This window comes from Marinactinospora rubrisoli, from assembly GCF_042664915.1.
Lineage (GTDB): Bacteria > Actinomycetota > Actinomycetes > Streptosporangiales > Streptosporangiaceae > Marinitenerispora > Marinitenerispora rubrisoli.
This window is the reverse complement of the sequence record NZ_JBHTBH010000001.1, coordinates 831854-852148: the sequence shown is the minus strand read 5'-3', so window position 1 is coordinate 852148 and position 20295 is coordinate 831854. Positions and strand designations below refer to the sequence as shown.

The window sequence follows — 20295 nt, the reverse complement described above, 5'->3', positions numbered from 1 at the left end:
GACACGGACGGCGCTCCCGGCGACCAGCTCCACATCCGGCTCCTGGACGTGGACCGGCCCGGTGTAACGGGGCCGGCCGACCACGAGGTCACCTGGGGGCCCACGGTCGACGGCCGAGTCCCCCGGAGCTACCAGAGCATGTGGGCCGTGGACGCCAAACCCGCCGACTGGCTCCACGAGACGATGCACATGCTGGGGATCAGAGACGACTACCAGGAGAATCCTGAGGAGCCCCTGCCCAGTGCCCTGCGGAGGCGGGCCGACCAGAGCCAGGTCGACCGGCTGGGCGCGAACATCATGGCGCCGAGGGACCGTCTGGGCTTCGTCGGACTGCGCCAGCACCAGCTCGACCGGATCGGCGACCTCATCCGCCCCGCGCTGGACCGCCCCACCGACGACACCGGCGGACCCGTCCCGTACCGGGCGCCCGTTCGCATCGCCGACCTGCCCCGGGACGTACGCGACCGTATCGGCGTCCCCCTTCACCAGGACGCCCCCGATCTCGTGGACGGCCCCGAGCGGGCGATCGAGTTCCTCGCCGCCTACCACGACCACCACGTGCGCGGCCACGGCATCGAACAGGTCGGTGCGAACGTCGGCCGCGTTCCGGAGCAGGTCAACGGCGGCCGGCAGACCCTCGACCCGGCGCAGGTTCCGAACCGGCTCCGGGAGACGTGGGACCGCTGGCGCGCGAGCGGTGCCCTCCGCACCGCCCTGAAAGAACTGCGCAGCGTGACCACCCAGCCGGCGACCGCGCCGCCGCGCCCGAACGACGCCGCCGTACAGGTCAACGTGGCGTTCACCGACCCGCCGCACTCGGGGACCGCTCTCGGCGACCGAACCGGCGACGCGCCGGACACCGGCGGCACGGATACCGGCCGCAGCGGCCGTCCGGTGGACGAGGCGCGCGCCGAGGTGGCCCGCGCCCAGGCCGATCTCGTCCGGTTCGAGACCGATCTGGAGGACGCCCGCACCAACTTCGGGCTGTCCGACGACGACCCCTACTACCTCGGCGGGCTCGTGGAGGCCGCGCAGCGCCGCGTCACCGCGGCTCAGGCCGAGATCGACCTCGCCCAAGCCCGCCTCGACGACGCCCGCGGCGACCGCGCCGGCACCCGGACCGCCCGGGTGGACATGGACCGCGCCCGGACCGAACTCGGCAACGCCCGCGCCCACCTCGACCGGACCCGCGACCGTTTCACCGAGCACGGCGGCACGTGGAACGACGACGGCACCCCGGTGCGCCCCGCCCCCGAGGTGCCCGGCACCGCCGGACCCGACACGCGGACGGGCGACGTCCCGGCCGCGCCGGCTCCGGAACCGACCGCCGCCCCCGCGCCGCGCACCGGTGACGTTCCGGGCTTCCCGTTCACGGAGGCCGGCCGCCGCCCCGACGAGGACGCTCTCCGGGAATGGCAGGCCGACCCCACGCTCGACGTGAACATGGTGCACATGGTCGTGGGCGACCCCGACCCCGCGAACGGCACCTGGCCGGCCGGGGACATCCGCAACCAGCTCCCGCCCGCACCGCGCTGGCAGGCCACCCGCCGCGAGCCCGGCGGCGTCGGCATGTCGGCCACCCGGTTCGACGACGATGCCGCCGCCATCGCGTGGGCCAACGAGTGGATGCCGACCGAGGGGCACTACGACGCGGACTCGCCCTGGCGGCTGCTCACCCCCGAGCAGGAGCAGGCGGTGCGGGACTACACCGGCAACGATTTCGACCTGCTGAAGCGCGGGCTTCGGCACGGGACGGTGCCGTCCGGGTGGGAACCGAAGTTCGTCCGGCTCGTCACCGACCTCGACGCGGCGATCGAGCGGAGCCGGCTGTTCTCCGCGCTGAACCTGCACTGGGGGATCAACGACGACATGGTCCGGCAGCTGGTGGCGACCGTGGCGCCCGGCCACCAGGGCCCGATGACCCCGGAAATCGCCCAGAGCCTGGTCGGCACCACCTTCACCAACCGCAGTTACACGTCGGCTTCCATCGGCTCGCACTCCGCCGTCGCCCGCGACGCCTACGTGATGCTGCGCGTGCCCAGGAACCACCCCGGTCTCAACGTCATGCGGATGTCGGAGTACGGGACCGACGAGCGGGAGATCCTGCTCCCCCGCAACATGAAGTCGGTGATCCACGGCGTCTACCAGCGCCGCATCGACCTGCCCGGCGGTCTGGGCACCGTGGACGCCTGGTTCATCGAGGCCGAGGTCGTTCCGACGGACTGGGAGCCGCCCGCGGACTGGCGCCCCGCCCCGCTCGGCGACGCCGACCGCGGTTACCCCCGGCCGACGGGCCGGCTCGGCCCGTCGGGCGGGTACGGGCCCAACGCGACGCCGGGCCAGTTCGCGCCGTGGGACGGCACGTTCCACGTCAACATGGCGTTCACGGACCCGGCCGCGCCGGACTCCGGAAACGGCGCGCGGCCGGACGCCGACCGGGATGACAGCGCCTCGTCCACCGGCCCGGACCGGAGCGGACGCACGGTGGACGAGGCGCGCGCCGAGGTGGGCCGCGCCCAGGCCGACCTCGTCCGGTTCGAGACCGACCTGGAGGACACCCGCAGCAACTTCGGCCTGACCGAGGACGACCCCTACTACCTCGGCGGGCTCGTGGAAGCCGCCCAGCGCCGCGTCACCGCGGCTCAGGCCGAGATCGACCTCGCCCAGGCCCGCCTCGATGACGCCCACGGCAGCCGCATGGGCACCGAAACCGCGCGGGACGAGATGGCCCGCGCCCAGGCCGAGGCCGAGCGCGCCCGCACCCACCTCGACCAGGCACGCGAACGCTTCACCCGGAACGGCGGCACCTTCACCACCGACGGCACCCCGGTCCGTCCCACCCCCGAGGCACCCGACACCGCCCCACCCGCGCCGGTGCCCCGTGAGCGGATCGCCACCGGCACCCGGGAGCACAGCGCCACCACCACGCCCACCGCTCGGGCCGACGACCTCCTCGCGGAATGGCGGAACGCCCCCGAGGTCCAGGTCAACCTGGCGATCACCGATCCGGCGGCCGGCCGGTCCTGGCCCTCCTGGACACAGCCGGGCCCCACCGACGCCCCGTCATCGTCGTCCGAGGTGAACCTCGTTCCCGACGGCTGGTCGCCGCACCCCACCTGGGACACCGCGCCGCTGGACGACATCAGCACCCGCACCTCGGCGGAGTCCGACGTCGCGTCCGCGTCCCGGGGTCCCGCGCGGGTGCCGACGCCGTTGGCCGACGACGTCACGCGGCGCCTGGAGACGGCCACCCACCCGCGGCTCAACCGCGGCAGCACGCTCCCGCTGTTCACCGCCTACCTCGCCCACCAGCGCGGCACGGGCATGCCGGACATCGTCGCTCACTTCCACAGCGCCCGCCTGGAGCCGGCGGAGGTCGAGCGCGTCATTCGCGAACAGTGGCACCAGTGGCACCGCTCCGGCGCACTCACCGACGCTCTGGACGTACTGGAGAGCCGCGGCGCCGACGTTCACTGGTCCATGCACGTCCCGCCGCCGCTGCCGTGGATCGGCGACAGCGAGGAACCCGGCGGTGTGGGCATGGGCCCAGCCCTGCGCTTCGAGCGCAACGCGGACGCCATCACCTGGGCCCGGGAGGCGATGCCTCTTCCGGACCTGTCCGACGAGGAACGGGAGTCGGCCCAGGAGTACACCAGTGACGGGTACCGGCTCATCAAGGCGGCCCTGCGCGACGGCGTGCTCACTCCGCTGGACAACGACACCGACCAGCAGCTCGCCGAGCACACCTTCGCCAACGACGTCCGGCACCTGGACGCGGCGATCGCGCGGTCCCGGCTGCCCCAGCCGGTGATCCTGCACCGGGGCGTCGACTGGGACTACCTCGCACGGCTGCTCCGGACCCGGTTCCCCTACATGCCGGTCGACCCGCGCGATCCCGCGGACCTGCAAATGCTGGTCGGCAGCACGTTCACCGACGACAGCTACTCGTCCACGTCCATCGGCGACAGCGCGGGCGTGATCCGGGACGCCTACCTCATGATCCGCGCGCCCAAGGGACACCCCGCCCTCAACCTCATCCCGCTCTCGGATTACGGAACGGACGAACGCGAGTTCGTGCTGCCCCGTGGCACGACCTACCTCGTCCACGGCGCGTACCAGCGGCAGGTGCCGGCCACGGAGGCCGGGGACCTCACCGACGCGATCTTCCTGGAGGTCGAGGTCGTCCCCACCGGCTGGGAGCCGCCTCCCGGCTGGCGCCCCGCGCCGCTGGGCGACGCCGAGCGCGGATATTGGACCGCGGATGACGACATGTCCGGCGTCTCGGACGCGTCGGCCGAACACACCTCCGACGTCGACACGGTCGACGGCACGCGAGACGGCGGCGACCGCGCGGCCGAGGACTTCCTCGACCGGCTGCGCGCCGACGCGGCCCTCCAGGAGTGGCAGAACGACCCCAACGTCCACGTCAACATGGCGTTCACCGACTCTCCCCAGCCGGGAGCCGGTCCGAGCGGCGGGACGTCCACCACTCCGCGTCCCACGGACATTCCTGACGCGGCCCGGACGGACATCGTGCGGGAACTCACCTTCGGCCTGCGCCCCGACCTGCCCGGCCAGGCGGCGTTCCCGCTCCTCGTCGCCTACTACGACCACCACGTCAACGGCGTCCCGATGCCCGACGTGGTGGCCCCGTTCGCCAACGGCCGCTCCCCCGACGACATCGAAGCGGTCATGCGGGACCAGTGGGCCCGGTGGCAGCGTTCGGACGCGCTCTTCTGGGCCACCACCACGCTGGTCAACCACGGCGTGCCCGTCACCCCGGAGGTCTGGGCGCAGCTGGTGCCGTCGGACCTCTTCGCCGGCTCCCCGGAGCGCTCGGACGGCGGCTCTCCCGACGCGGGCGCGGACGCGCCAGCGCCGCAGGGCCCCGCGCGTGTCCCCACGCCGCTCCGCGACGAGGTCGTGGAACAGCTCGAACTCGACACCCATCCGCGGCTCAACGCGAACAGCACCCTGCCGCTGTTCACCGCCTACCTCGCCCACCAGCGCGGCGCCCCCATGCCGGAGATCGTCGCTCACTTCCGGAGCAGCACTCTCGACCCCACCGAGGTCGAGCACGTCATCCGCGAGCAGTGGGACCAGTGGTACCGCTCCAACGCCCTCAACAAGGCCCTGGACGTCCTCGCGGAGGACGGGGCCCAGATCCCCTGGACCATGCGCATCGCCCCCGTGCTGCCGTGGACGGGCAACGGCGAGGAGCCCGGCGGCGTCGGGATGGGCGCGGCCCGCCGCTTCGAGAGCGACGACGAGGCGATCGACTGGGCCCGGGACGAGATGTGGCCCCCGCGGCAGATGGAAGCCTCTGCGGACGCCCTCCGGGAGTACAGCCAGGACGGATACGAGAACGTCAAGGCGGCTCTGCGCGACGGTGAGGTCGAGACGTTCCGGGATGGGGAGTCCCGGCAGGAGTCCGAGGAGCACCTCACCGACCTCATCCTGAACATCGACAACGGGATCGCCGAGTCCGAACTGCCGGAATCCGTCATCCTGCACCGGGGCGTGAGCGCGGACTACGTCGAACGTCTGATGCGGGACCGCTACGGCAGCTCCGACGTCGACACGCGCGACCCCCGGGTCCTCCAGGGCCTGGTCGGTATGACGTTCACCGATGACAGCTACGCCTCCACGTCCATCGGCACGCACGCCCCCCTGCAGCGCGACGCCTACTTCATGATCCGCGCCCCCAAGGGGTACCCCGCCGTCAACCTCATGCTGGACTCGGCCCTGCGGACCGGCGAGCGGGAGATCCTGCTGCCGCGAGGGACGAAGTTCGTGATCCACGGCGTCTACCAGCGGCGGGCCCCGGTCCCGCAGACCAGCGAGATCCGGGACCAGTTGTTCTTCGAGGCCGAGATCGTCCCCACCGGCTGGGAGCCGCCCCCCGGCTGGCGCCCCGCGCCGCTCGGCGACGCCGACCGCGGGTACTGGAACGCCGATCCCACCCCGGGTCTGACCACCACCCAGGTCGCCGACATCGTCGGCGCCGAGGAGCGCGCCGACGCCCACCTGCAGGCGTGGCAGAACGACCCCACCTACCACGTCGGCATGGCGTTCACCGGCCCGCCGCACCCGGCCGCCTCGGGCGGGCAGGCGGGGCCGTCGGCCGCCACCGGTACGCAGCAGCCGTTCGCCACGCCGCGTCCCACGGACGTTCCGGAGCCGGTCCGGGCCGACATCGTGCGGGAACTCGGCGTCGGCCTGCGCCCCGATGTCCCCGCCCAGGCCGCCTTCCCGATGCTGGTCGCGTACTTCCGCCACCACGTGGACGGCGTGCCGATGCTGGACGTGGCCGCGCCCTTCGCCAATGGCCGCTCGCCCGAGCAGATCGCGCAGACGATGCGGGACCAGTGGGGCCGGTGGCAGCAGGCCGGCTCGCTGTTCTGGGCGGTCAACACCCTGGTCGCGCACGGCGTGCCCGTCCCGCCGGCCACCTGGGTGCAGCTCATGCCGCCGGGGCTGTTCGAGGACGTGCCGGCGCCCGTTCCGGAGCGCCCGGCGCCCGGTGACGACGGTCACCGGTCCGGCGACGAGGAGCTGCCGGACGCCCCCGAGGACTCCGGTTCCGAGGACTCCGGCTCCGAAGACGGCTCTGACTCCGTCGACTCCGAAGACCGTACGCACGATCTCGTCCCCGAGGCGCCGCGCTGGAACGGCGAGCCGAGCCACACGGGCATGGCCGGCGCCCTCCGCTTCACCGACAACCAGGACGCCATCACCTGGACGATGGAGCATCTGGAGCCGGACGGCTTCACCGACGAGCAGGTCGAGGTCATCGGGGAGTACACCGGTGACGGATACCAGTCGATCAACGACGCGCTGCGGTTCAACGAGGTCCCCGACGACGCGGACGAGCTCGCCCGCCAGATCGCCGCCCTCGACTCGGCGATCGCCGAGTCGGCGTTCCCGGAGCCGGTCATCCTGCATCGCGCGGTCGGGGATAGATTCATCGACTCACTCGGGGCGGACCTGGACGATCCCGCGTCGATGCACGCCCTCGTGGGCCGCGCCTTCACCGACCACGGTTACACCTCGGTGTCCATCGGCGCGAACGCGGCCACCGATCGCAGCATGTACTTCTTGATCCGCGCTCCTCAGGGCTACCCGGCGCTGAGCGCGATGCGGTACTCCCAGCAGTACGGCTACGACGAGCGCGAACTCATCCTGCCCCGCGGATCCCGCTTCGTCTTCCACGCCGTCTACCAGCGGGAGGCGGTCCTCACCGAGGACCGGCGCCGCGAGAACGTGTGGTTCGCGGAGGTCGAGATCGTCCCCACCGGCTGGGAACCGCCCCCCGGCTGGCGGCCCGCGCCGCTCGGGGACGCCGACGCGGGGTACCAGGACGAGAGCGACGGTGAGTCCGGTAGCGAGACCGACGGCGAGTCCGGCACCGAGTCGGCCGCCTCCCCGGACAGCCGTTCCGACGCCGCCATGGCGGACGCTCCCGACGCGCCCGCCCGGGTCCCCTCGCCGATCCGGGGCGACGTCCTGCGGCCGCTGGAGTCGGCCGTCCACCCGCGGCTGAACCCGAACAGCGTGCAGCCGCTCTTCACGGCCTACCTGGCCCACCAGCGCGGTGTCCCGATACCGGAGATCGTCGCCCACTTCCGGAGCACCTCGCTGGAACCGCCGCAGGTCGAACGGATCATCCGGGAGCAGTGGGACCGCTGGCACCGTTCGGACGCCCTCACCCAGGCGCTGGACGTCATGGCCGAGAACGGTGTCCCCGTCCCCTGGTCCATGCGCGTCCCCCCGGCCCTGCCCTGGCAGGGCAACGGGGAGGAGCCCGGCGGAGTGGGCATGTCCCGCGCGCTCCGCTTCCACGATGACGACGAGGCGATCGACTGGGCGCTGGAGGCCATGCCCAGACCTCGCCTGGAGCCCGAGCACATCTCGGCGGTCGAGGAGTACACCCGCGACGGTTACGAGGTCGTCAAGCAGGGCCTGCGCGACAGGGACCTGAACATCCCGAAGATGGGGATGGACCGGACCGACACCGAGAACTACTTCACCGGGCTGGTCCAGCACCTGGACGACGCGATCGCCCAGTCACGGCTGCCCGAGGCGCTCATCCTGCACCGGGGCGTCAGCGACGACTACCTGGAACGGCTCGTGACGGCCCGCTTCCCCGGCGCGGACCTCGAATCGGGCTTCTCCTTCCTCGCCGAGCGCCTGGTCGGCACCACGTTCACCGACGACGGTTACTCCTCCACGTCGCTCGGCAGCCACTCCCCCATGCAGCGGGACAACTACCTCATGATCCGCGCGCCCAAGGGGTACCCCGGCCTCAGCCTCATGGACCTCTCCACCCTCGGCACCGAGGAACGCGAGATCCTGCTGCCCCGCGGGACGAAGTTCGTGATCCACGCCGTCTACCCGCGGCGGATGCCGTTCCCGGGCAGCGACGAGATCACGGAGATACTGCTCGTCGAGGCCGAGATCGTCCCCACCGGCTGGGAACCGCCCCCCGGCTGGCGCCCCGCGCCGCTCGGCGACGCCGACCGCGGGTACTGGGACCGGATCGGTGGCCGCGAGGACGAGGACGGGTCGGACTCCGGGACCGACTCGGCGGACGAGTCCCCGATGGTGGACGACTTCGTGCCGCACGGCGACGCCGACGTGCACGGCTGGCAGCGCGACCCGAACCTCCAGGTCAACGTGGCGCACGTCGACGCTCCGGGCACCGGCCCGGTGGACACCGGCCGCGGCGACCGGCCGGTGGACGAGGCGCGCGAACGGGTCGCCCGCGCCCAGATCGACGTCGCCAGGTTCGAGACCGACCTGGAGGACGCCCGCACCAACTTCGGGCTCGCCGACGACGCCCCCTACTACCTCGGCGGACTCGTCGAGGCCGCCCAGCGCCGCGTCACCGCCGCCCAGGCCGAGATCGACCTCGCCCAGACCCGCCTCGACGACGCCCGCGGCAGCCGGATGGGCACCCAGAACGCCCGCGCCGAAATGGCGCGCGCCCGGACCGAACTCAACAACGCCCGCGCCCACCTCGACCGGACCCGCGACCGTTTCACCGAGCACGGCGGCACATGGAACGACGACGGCACCCCGGTGCGCCCCGCCCCCGAGGTGCCCGGCACCGCCGGACCCGACGCCGGCACCGGCGATCGCCCGAGGACCGGCACCGCCGCCGCGACTCCCACCCCTTCCGTCACCGAGGCGGCCACCGGGGACGGGCGCCCCATCTCTGACGCACGGGCGGACGCCCACCTGCGCGACTGGCAGCGCGACCCGGTCCTCAGCGTCAACATGGCCGTCCCGGACAGCGGCGGCTCCGGGATGCGCGCGGGACGCCCACCGTTCACTCGCGACGAGGCACGCACCTGGCTGGACCGGCGCTTCCCGGTACCGCAGCTCACCGACGACCAGCGCGCCTACGTGCGCTACTACCGGGCCCACGGCAGCTCCACCATCAACCGCGACCTCGGCCAGAACTTCGACCGGCTGACCGACTCCATGCGCGCCGCCGTCAGCAACCTCGACACCGCCATCCAGCAGTCGCGGCTGCCCGAATCCGTGCTGCTCTTCCACGGCGCCAACCCCGACCTCGCCGGCCGCATGGGCGCCCTGCTGCGCAGCCCCGAATCCATGCAGAGCCTGGTCGGCAAGGTGCACACCGAGGCCGGGTACATCTCCACCTCGGCCGTCCCGCACCCGGACTACGCCAGCCGCCAGATCTACATCATGTTCCGGGCGCCCGCCGGATTCTCGGCGCTGAACGCGGAGAAGACGGCCACGAACGGCCAGGACGAACTCGAAGTCCTTCTCCAGCGCGGCTCCAGTTTCATCATCCACGCCGTCACTCAGCGCCCCGACCCCTACGGCATGAAGTCCTGGCTCATCGAAGCCGAACTCGTGCCGCCCGGCTGGACCAAACCCGCCAACTGGACCCCCGCCCCCTACGGCGCGACCATGGACGTCAAGGGGAACGTCCTCATGCCCGAGGCACAGGCGGGGCCGAGCCGGTCCGACGCCCCTCGCGACGCACCCTCGCCCCCCTCCGGGAACGAGGGGGCCACCGGCGCCGACCGAGGCACGGCCATCACCCCGGTGACGCGCCCGGCCGGCGGGGTGCCCTCCGGCGCCGTCGCCCCGCTGCTCGCCGGGACCGGCGGACTCGGCGCGGACCGGGCGGCGGAGATGCTGCTGGCCTACTACGACCACCACGTCAACGACGTGAGCCTCGACCGGCTCTTCGGGGACCGCGTGACCGAGCGCGACTTCCAGGAGCACGTCGGCTACTGGCGGGAGAACGGCGCCCTCCTTGAAGGGCTGCGCAACCTCGGCGAGGCGGGACTCCGGCCACCGGACGGCGGCTGGGAGAGCATCGTCGCCCCCACCCGGCGCACCATGCCGGTGCCGTCCCGGCTCGCCGAACTGTTCGGCAGCCGGCCCGGGCAGTCCCGCGACGTCCCCGTCCGCACCGGCGACGGCTCGCCGCTGGCAGCGCGGATCACCCAGCGACCGCGCACCGACGGTCTGCCCGAGCACCCGCGGTTCGAGTGGCACCGGACGACCCGGGACGGCCGGGACACCACCGAGGCCGTGCTCCGGCTGGAGCGCGGCCGGCCGCCCGCCGGGATGACCCCGGAGTCCGTCGCCGAGGCCGAGCGGCGGCTCGTCGCGGACCTGGAGTCCGAGATCAACGACGGGCGCCGCATCCCCGGCACCGCCGAGCGGATGCCCGCCACGCTGCGCAACGGCTCGGAGCTGCGGCTGCGCGTGGAGCTGACCGATCCGGGACAGCGCTCCGACTCGATCCACGGCATCCTTGAGTGGGACACGCGCCCGGCCACCGCCGACGCGGTCCGCAACCGCGGAACCGCCGTGCCCGACGTGCTCTCCTGGTTCGGCCTCACCGAGTCCACGGAGTCCCAGACCGAGCGGGAGGTGGCACGGACCAACCGGGCGGAGGACGCCGCCGTGCAGGCGGAGAGCCAGGCCCGCCGGGCGGAGAAGGAGGCCCGCCAGAGCGCGCCCCCGACCACGAACGACCCGGCCTGGCGGGAGTTCTGGAACACCCGCGTCGCGGCCGAGGAGCTGCGGAACGACGCGGCGAACCTCCGGGCGGAGTCCGAGCGCCTGCGGGACCAGGGCGACATCGAGAACGCACTGGCCCGGCTCGACGAGGCCCACGCGACGCTGGAAGAGGCGCAGGCCAGGCAGCAGGAGGCCCAGGCCGGACACGACGCGCTCCCGTCACCGCCCCCCGAGGGCGCCGACGTCCGGCAGGCGGAGGCCGAGGCACTGCGGGCGGAGACCCGGACCATCCGGGCGGAGATCGCGTCCGTGGTGGCCGAGTCCCTGCACATGGGCATGCGGGACCCGGACCTGCGGGACGACGTCGCTTCCTTCCACCCGCCCCGGGTGACCGCCACCTCACTGTCCCGGATCTCCCATCTGACCGCCGAGTCCACCAGTGCTCCGGCCCGCGTCCACGAGGGGCTGGCCCACCCCCGGCAGTGGCCCGACGGCCAGTGGGCCCGGGCCCGCGCCGAGGCCCCGGTCACCCAGATCGGCTCCCGCCGCGACACGTCCGGCATCGACCTCAGCTACGCCGAGGCGCTCAACAGGGCCGTCCCGGCCGGCGCGGACTTCGTCGCGTTCCGGACCCGCCGCCATTTCGAGGTCCGCCGGATCGAGATCCCCGCACACCTGCGCACGCCGGGCGGTCCATCCCACGTCCGCGAGATCACGCTCCGCCTCAGGTTCCACGCCAACAAGCCCAGGTTCCTCGCCGACGAAGTCGACCCCGCCCAGCTCGCGCAACGCCTCGCCGAGTACCGCGCGGAGCTGGACCGGACGCTGAACGACCGGTACCGGGCCACCGACCCCGACGGCACGCCCGGCGACCAGCTGCACTTCACCGTCGAGAACGCCGACGATCCGGGCGTCACCGGCCCGATCCACGATGAGATCGTCTGGCGGCCCGGCAAGAACACCCAGAACTCCTGGGCGCCGAACGGACCCCTCAAGAGCCTCGTCCACGAGACGCTGCACCTGTTCGGGCTCCTGGACGAGTACGCAGAGCGCGGTGACGACGCGGGAGTCCTGCGGAACCGCCCCGACCAATCCCGGGTCGACCTCTCCGCCGCCAACATCATGGCGCGGACCGATCTGCCGTTCGCCGGGCTCCGCCAGCACCACGTCGACCAGATCAGCGAGCTGACCCGGCCCGCGCTCGACCGCCCCACCGGCGACACCGGCGGACCCGTCCCGTACCGGGCGCCCGTCCGCGTCACCGACCTGCCCGAGGACGTCAAGTGGGCCATCGGCAGGCGGCTGCGGACCGGCTCGGGGGACATGGTGCGCGACACCGAGATGGCGCTGGACTTCCTGGCCGCCTACATCGACCACCACGTGCGCGGCCACGACCTGGACCGGGTCATCGGCAACCTGTTGCCCATCGAGGTGCCGGATCCCGCCGGCGGCTACCGCGACCTCCCCCCGGACCAGCACCGCGACCTGCTGCTGTACACGTGGCAGCAGTGGCGGTCGGCCGGGAAGCTGAAGACCGCCCTGGAGGACCTCGCGGCGCATGGTGTCAGCACCACGTCCGCCCCGGCATCGCGGCCGGGTCCGCTCGCTACCGGCACCCCGGCCCCGCCACGGACGGACGCGCCCGGTGAACCCCCGCTCGCGCCGGCCGGGACGCCGACCCAGCAGACCGGTCCCACCGCCCCGGCCCCCCAGACCACGCAAGCCGAGACGCCGGTGATCGGTGGACGCGACGGCCTCAGCCCCGACCAGGCGGAGAAGCTGCTGGACGTCTACTACGAGCACCACGTCAAGGGCCGCAGCCTCGACGTGCTCCTCCCAGGGGACAAGGTCACCGAACGGCGGTTCCACGAGGTCACCGCCTACTGGCGGGAGAGCGGCGCCCTGCTGGAGGCGCTGGAGCGGCTCGGCAGCAAGGGGTACGCCGCGCCGCCGGAGGGCTGGGCGAGCGTCGTGAACCCGGTCAAGCACGCCGTGCCACTGTCCGAGGCGATGTCCGACCGGTTCGGCAGCCGGCCGGGGCAGTCACGGGCGTTCTCCGTCACGACGGACGACGGGACGACGCTGCCCGCCCGGATCAGCCAGCGCGAGATCTTCCTCGGCGGGGACCCTGACCCCCGCTTCGAATGGCGCCGCACCTCCGAGGTCGTCCGGGAGACGACGGACATCGTCGTCACGGAGACCGCGGAGAACGGACAGGAGACCACGGAGGTCCGCCAGGAGACGAGGGAGGTCACCCGGACGTCCGTCGAGGTCATCGTGCGGCTGCTGCGCGGCGAGCGGCCCCCCGGAGTGGACGCCGGCACCATCGACCGGGCCGAACGCCGACTGGTGGCGGATCTGGAATCCGTGATCAACGACGGACGTGAGATCCCCGATGGCACGGGCGGCACCCGGCGCGTTCCGTACACGCTGCGGGACGGGTCCGAGGTGCGGCTGCGCGTGGAGGTGGGCGACCTCGCGGACCTGCCCGACGCCTTCTCCTTCCACGGCCGCCTGGAGTGGGAGGCGCCGTCGCCCGCCGGTGCCACCGGGCGTCCCGGCCACACGACGGCCGGCCCGGAGGTGCTGTCCTGGTTCGGCCTCACCGAGTCGGTCCAGTCCCAGGCCCGGCGGGCGGAGGAGCAGGTCCGGCAGCCCCAGGAGCGGACCCGGTGGGACGAGATCAGGAGCCGGCGGGCCGAGACCCTCGCCAAGCTCAGCGCGCAGCCGCAACCGAACGAACCGAAGTGGTGGTCGGCCCGGCTGCTGCGCACGCAGGCCGACGACCTGCGGACGGACGCCAAGGACCTGCGGATCGAGTCCCAGGACCTGCGCGCGGAGGGCGACGCCGAGCGGGCGCGGGCCGAGGAGAAGGAGCTGCAGGCTCAGGCGTACCAGGCGGAAGAGCGGATCCTGCGCGCCCAGGCCGACGACCTGGAGGCCAACGGCGGGCACGCGGAGGCGCAGGCCAAGCGGTCGGAGGCCGACGTTCTCCAGACGGACGCCCAGGACCTGCGGGCCGAGGCCGAGAATCTCCGCACGCGGGCGGACTCCCTGCTGGAGCAGGCCCGGGCCCGGCTGGAGGAGGCCCGGATCCGGCACGCCGAAGCGGAGGCCGAGTACGCGGCGGCCGTGACCGACCACGACGAGGCCCTCGCCAACCTGGGGGTGCCGCTCCCGCCGGCGCCGCCGCCCCCTTCGACGTCCACGGACTCCCGGGCGCTGCGGGCGGAGGCCGAGGCCATGCGGGCGGCGGTCACGACGATGCGGGCCGAGTCGCGCGTCATGGACGCGGAGCGCGAGAGCATGCAACCGCCGGACCGGTCGGCGTACCGGCCCCGGGTGACCGCCGTCTCGCTGTCCCGGATCTCCCGGATCACCGCCGCGTCCACCAGCACTCCGGCCCGGGTCCACGAGGGCCTGGTCACCCCCGGCCAGTGGTCCGCCGAGGAGCGGGACAACGCCCGGGCCCAGGCTCCGCTCACCACGATCGGGACGCCGCACGACGCCTCCGGTGTGATGCGCGGTCCGGGTAACGAGGTCCAACGTACGGCCGTTCCGGGGCGCAGCACCGTACTCACGGACCCCAACGCCATCAACGTGCCGGGGAACCCGCCCGACGTTCCGCAGTACGTGCTCGCGACCGACTTCCGCCGGTACGAGCTGGGCCCCCACATGGACATCCGGCGGGTCCCGATCCCCGACGCGCACCGCACGCCGGGCGGGCCGACGCACCTCGCCGAGGTGGTCCTGCGCGCCAGGTTCCACGCCAACGGGACGGACCCCGCGGTGATCGACCAGCGTCTGGCCGCCTTCCGGCAGCGCGTGGACGAACTGCTCAACGGCAAGTTCCGGGTCCGCAACCTCGACGGCACGCCCGGCGACCAGCTGCACTTCACGTTCGAGAACGCCGACGATCCGGGCGTCACCGGCCGGATCCACCAGGAGGTCGTCTGGCTGCCGACGGTGAACAACGTCATCCCGCGCAGCGACCAGAACTCGTGGGCGGTGGACGCCGATCCAACGGTCCTGGTCCACGAGTTCCTGCACATGCTCGGGGTCCCGGACGAGTACGCGGAGAACAGCACGGAGCAGGACCCGGGCGTCTTCCGCCTGCGCCCCGACCATTCCCGCGCGGATACCGCTCCCACGAACATCATGGCGCGAACGGACCTGCCGTTCGTGGGGCCGCGTGAGCACCACATCGACCAGATCAGCGCCTTCATCCGGCCGTGGCTCGCTCACGGCTCCGGCGGGCCGACGCCGTATCAGACTCCGGTCCGCATCGCCGACCTGTCCGACGACGCCCGGGACCGCATCGGCGCACCGCTGCACCAGGACGCCCCCCAGCTGGCGGGCAGCGCCCAGCAGGCGGTCGACTTCCTCGCCGCCTACCACGACCACCACGTGCGCGGCCACAGCATGGAGCAGGTCGGCGAGAACGTGGGCCGGATCATGCGGCAGGTCAACGGCGTGCTGCAGAGCCTCACCCCGGACGAGGTGCGGGACCGGCTCCGGCAGGCATGGGACCACTGGCGGGCCAGCGGCGCGCTAGGCACCGCCCTGAAGGAACTGGCGAACGCCACCGGCGCCGGGAACCAGCAGAATCCGCCGGCCACCGGTACCCAGCCGCCCCCGGAGCCCGTCGGCCCGGACGTCAACAGGGTGGACGAGGCGCGCGCCGAGGTGGCCCGCGCCCAGGCCGAGGCCGAGCGCGCCCGCACCCACCTCGACCAGGCCCGCGAACGCTTCACCCAGAACGGCGGCACCTACGACACCGACGGCACCCCGGTCCGCCCCGCCCCGGCCGTCCCCGACCCCGCCGAACCCGACACCCGCACCGGCGACCGCGACCCCCTCGCCACGTCCGCCCCGCAGGCTCCGGCGCCCTCGGCCCTTGACGCCGGACCGGAGCACACCGCGACCGACGCCCGGGCCGACGCCCTGCTCGCGGAGTGGCAACGGGACCCGACCGTCCAGGTCAACATGGCCGCGCCGCAGCGGCCACGGGACATCCGCGACTACGTACCACCGCCGACGGTCTCGAACTGGTCCCCCGAGGAGCCTCCGGGCGCCGGCATGGGCGGCGCGCTCCGGTTCGACCGCGACACGGACGGCATCAGGTGGGCCCTGCGCAACATGCCGGTCATCGGACTCGACGACGCCGGCCGGCCGCTGCACCTCCTGCCCCAGGATCTCGAAGACGCGGTCATCGCCTACACCGAGGACGCCTACGTCGTCCTCAAGCAGGGGCTGCGGCACGGCACGATCCCGCCCGGCTCGGAGGCGGAGTTCCTCAACCTCGTGGACCGGCTGGACATGGCCATCGAGCACTCGGCGACGCCCGAAGCGGTCATCCTGCACCGCGGCGTCGACGACGACTTCATCGCGCGGATGGTGGCGGCGCGGTTCCCCAACGCCGACGGCCTCACCGTCCACGAGATGATGACCGGCCTGGTGGGCGGCACCTTCACCGACGACAGCTACGCGTCCACGTCCATCGGGTCGAACGCCGGGGTGCATCGCCCCGCCTACCTCATGTACCGCGTTCCCCGGGGATATCCGGCCCTCAACGTCATGCCGCTCTCCAGGCACGCGGACATCGAGCGCGAGATCCTGCTGCCACGCGGCAGCACGTTCGTCGTGCACGGCGCCTACCGGCGCCGGATCAGCGAGCCGGAGGGCGACGTCATGGCGTGGTTCCTCGACGTCGAGATCGTGCCCACCGGCTGGCGGCCCCCCGCCGGCTGGCGGCCCGCTCCCCTGGGCGACGCCGACCGCGGCTACCCGCAGCCCATGGGCGACTCCTACTACGTCAACATGGCCTTCACTGACCCCGCTCCGGGCGAGCGGCCGGGCGTCCATGACGAGGCTCCGTCGGCGACGGGCCGGATCGACGCAGCGTCCGGCGACCGCCCGGTGGACGAGGCGCGCGCCGAGGTGGCTCGCGCGCAGGCCGAGGTGGTGCGGTTCGAGTCCGACCTGGAGGACACCCGCCGCAACTTCGGCCTGTCCGAGGACGACCCCTCCTACCTCGGCGGGCTCGTGGAGGCGGCCCAGCGTCGTGTCGATGCCGCCCAGGCCGAGATCGACCTCGCCCAGGCCCGCCTGGACGACGCCCCCGGCAGCCGGATCGGCACCGAAACCGCGCGGGAGGAAATGGCCCGCGCCCAGGCCGAACTCGGCAACGCCCGGTCGGCCCTCGACCAGGCCCGCGACCGCTTCGCCCAGAACGGCGGCACCTTCACCACCGACGGCACCCCGGTCCGCCCCGCCCCGGCCGTCCCCGACCCCGCCGGGCCCGACATCGAGACCGGCGTCCGGCAGCGGCCCGGCCCCGAAACACCCACCGGCCGGGTGCCGGCGTCCTCGACCGGCGCCGAGACGGACGACGCGCCGCGGAACGGGACCGTCCCCTCCAGAGGGTCCGACGACGCCGTGCTACGGGAGTGGCTGAACGATCCGGGCATCGCCGTCAACCTGACGTTCACGGACCCGCAGCCGGCATCGTCCGGGACCGGCGGCGTCCCGCCGGTGAACGTGCCCCCTCACCTGAGCGGCGAAGTACTGCGGCGGCTCGAACCGGGGAACGCCCCACGGCTCAACCGCAACGGCGCCCTGCCACTGTTCAGCGGCTACCTGGCCCACCAGCGCGGTATGCCCATGCCGGACGTGGTCGCCCGCTTCCGCAGCGCCACCCTCGAACCCGCGCAGGTCGAACGGATCATCCGTGATCAGTGGGACCGGTGGCACCGCTCGGGCGCCCTGAACAACGCCCTCGACGTCCTGGCCGGCGACGGAGTGCCGGTCCCGTGGGCCATGCGGATTCCCCCCGCCCTGCCCTGGCAGGGCAACGGCGAGGAGCCCGGCGGCATGGGCATGGCGCACGCCCGCCGCATGGACAGTGACGAGGAGGCCATCACCTGGGGCCTGGAGAGCATGCCCAAGCCCGCCCTGCCGGCCGAGGCGACCCGGGCGGTCCAGGACTACGGCAGCGACGGATACGAGGTCGTCAAGGCCGCCCTGCGCGACGGGACGGTGCTGAGGGAGGGACAGGGCAACGCCGAGAAGCACCTCACCGGGCTGGTCCAGCACCTGGACGACGCGATCTCCCGGTCCCGGCTCCCCGAATCCGTCATCCTGCATCGGGGCGTCTTCGTCGACTATCTCGAACGGCTGGTACGGGCCCGCTTCCCCGGCGCGGACCTCGACGCGGCCCTCCCCGAGCTCGTCGGAAGCCTGGTCGGCACCACGTTCACCGACGACAGCTACTCCTCCACGTCCGTGGGCCCCAACTCCCCCATGTACCGGGGCGCCTACTTCATGATCCGGGCGCCCAAGGGGTACCCCGCCCTCAACCTGATGGACATCACCTCCCTCGGCATCGACGAACGCGAGATCCTGCTGCCGCGCGGGACCAAGTTCGTGATCCACGCCGCCTACTCCAGGCGGGTCCCGCTCCCGGGCAGCGACGAGGTCGCGGAGCGGCTGTTCGTCGAGGCCGAGGTCGTCCCCGCCTCCTGGGAGCCGCCCCCCGGCTGGCGCCCCGCCCCGCTCGGCGACGCCGACCGCGGGTACTGGGTCGAGAGCGAGGACGCCGACGCGGAGATGGCGGACGGGCAGCACGACCTCCAGGTCAACGTGGCGCACGTCGACGTGCCGGCGACCGGCCCCGCGATGCCCGGCGGGCCCGACGGCACCCGTGCCGGCAGCGGCGACCGCCCGGTGGACGAGGCCCGCGCCGAGGTGGCCCGCGCCCAGGCCGAGGTGGTCCGGTTCGAGACCGACCTGGAGACCACCCGCGCCAACTTCGGCCTGACCGAGGACGACCCCTCCTACCTCGGCGGACTCGTGGAAGCCGCCCAGCGCCGCGTCACCGCCGCCCAAGCCGAGATCGACCTCGCCCAAGCCCGCATGCAGGACGCCCACGGCAGCCGGATCGGCACCGAAACCGCGCGAGAGGAAATGGCCCGCGCCCAAGCCGAGGCCGAGCGCGCCCGCACCCACCTCGACCAGGCCCGCGAACGCTTCACCCAGAACGGCGGCACCTACGACACCGACGGCACCCCGGTCCGCCCCGCCCCGGCCGTCCCCGACACCGGGAGCGGCGACCGCCGGCAGGACGGCCCCGCCGTTCCCGCCGACCGGGCCGCGGTCCCGGCGGGCCCCGCGAGCGGGACCGGCGACGGCGACGTTCCGGCCGCGACGCGGTCCGGCGACGCCCTGCTGCGGGAGTGGCGGAACGCCCCCGAGGTCCAGGTGAACCTGGCGGTCACCGATCCGGCCGGGAGTACGGCACCGGCCGAATCATCGGGGGCGCGACCGCACCCCACCGACGTCTCGCACCAGCCCGCGGCGGAGCAGGGCGATGACCTCGGCGGCCTCGGGGACACGGACAGCGAGCCGGATCAGGCCACGCCGGACATTCGCGACTCGGTGCCGCCGCCGTTCGACTGGGAGGGGGACCCCGGCGAGTCGCCGGGCGCCGGCATGGGCGACGCGCTCCGGTTCGACAGCGACGACGACGCCGTCAGGTGGGCCGACGAGAACCTGCCGACCGAAGGAGTCCGCGACGGCCTGCCGTGGCAGCTGCTTCCCCCGGAACTGCAGGACACCGTGGCGGAGTACACCGAGGGCAGGTACCAGTGGTTCAAGGACGGGCTGCGCGACGGCGTCGTGGAGCCCGGCGCCGAGGCGGACCTGCTGGACCACGTGGACCGGATGGACATGGCCATCGAGCACTCGCGGATGCCGGAACCGATCCTGCTGCACCGCGGTGTCGAGTCCGGGTTCCTGGAGCGGATGGTGGCGCAGCGCTTCCCCGGCTCCGACCGCTCCGTCGACGAGTTGCTGCCGCTCCTGGTCGGCACCACCTTCGCGGACGCCAGTTACGCGTCCACCTCGGTGGGCACGCGTACCGCGGTCGACCGCGACGCCTACATCGTCTACCGCGTGCCGCGCGGGTTCCCGGGCCTCAACGTCATGCGCATCTCCAGCTACGGGCCTCTGGAGCGCGAGATCCTGCTGCCCCGCGGTTTCAAGGCCGTGGTGCACGCCGCCTACCAGCGGCCGGCCGAGTCCAGCCTCGGCACCGCCCCGACGTGGTTCATCGAGGCCGAGATCGTCCCCACGTCCTGGGAGCCGCCCCCCGGCTGGCGCCCCCACCCGCTCGGCGACGCCGACCGCGGATACTCCGGGTCCGGCTCCGAGCCCGCGAGCTCCGAGCCGAAGAGCATGGCGGAAATTTTTGCGCAGGCGCTGAACGGCGGGAACAGTGGAAACTGA

The 20295-nt window shown here is 73.3% G+C and carries 1 protein-coding gene (running past one end of the window); it reads left to right on the top strand.

The annotated features are described in order from the left end of the window. Positions 1-20295 carry the 3' portion of an ADP-ribosyltransferase gene (locus ACFQRF_RS03725; protein WP_379868782.1) on the top strand. 46794 nt of this gene lie to the left of the window's left edge, so 20295 of the gene's 67089 nt are visible here — the last part of the coding sequence; the start codon falls outside the window, past its left edge; its stop codon occupies positions 20293-20295.